At 43.2% G+C, this 597-nt stretch carries 1 pseudogene; it reads right to left on the bottom strand.

Going from position 1 to position 597, the window contains the following annotated elements:
- Positions 1–597, bottom strand: a pseudogene (gene fusA / locus ABMA45_RS00335) (elongation factor G); the annotation flags it as partial.

The raw sequence follows: 597 nt of genomic DNA, 5'->3' as shown, positions 1-597 counted from the left end.
CCATAGCATCCTTGAATGCCATAGAACCTGCAATGTGGAATGCCATTTCTGAAGAATCGACTTCATGGTATGATCCATCATATACTGTAGCGTGTACACCAAGTACTGGGAATCCTGCGATGATACCTGACTGTGCAGCTTCTTCGATACCTTCTCCAACAGCCGGGATATATTCCTTAGGAATGTTACCACCAACTACTGTAGATTCAAACTTAAACTGTTCTTCACCGTTTGGATCCATTGGCTCAAACTTAACTTTACAGTGACCATACTGACCACGACCACCTGACTGCTTAGCATACTTGCTATCAACGTCAACTGCCTTAGTAAATGTTTCCTTGTATGCAACCTGAGGTGCACCAACGTTAGCTTCTACCTTAAATTCACGAAGAAGACGATCTACGATTACGTCTAAGTGAAGTTCACCCATACCAGCGATGATTGTCTGACCTGTTTCACGATCTGTGTGAGCACGGAATGTAGGATCTTCTTCAGCTAATTTAGCTAAAGCTTCACCCATCTTACCCTGGTCATTCTTTGTCTTAGGCTCAATTGCGAGCTCGATAACTGGTTCTGGGAATTCCATTGATTCAAGAA

This window comes from Eubacterium sp. CAG:156 (assembly GCF_000434315.1).
Taxonomy (GTDB): Bacteria; Bacillota; Clostridia; order Lachnospirales; family Lachnospiraceae; genus Eubacterium_U; species Eubacterium_U album.
Note: the sequence above shows the minus strand (reverse complement) of the source record. Positions and strands in the feature narration are given on the sequence as shown.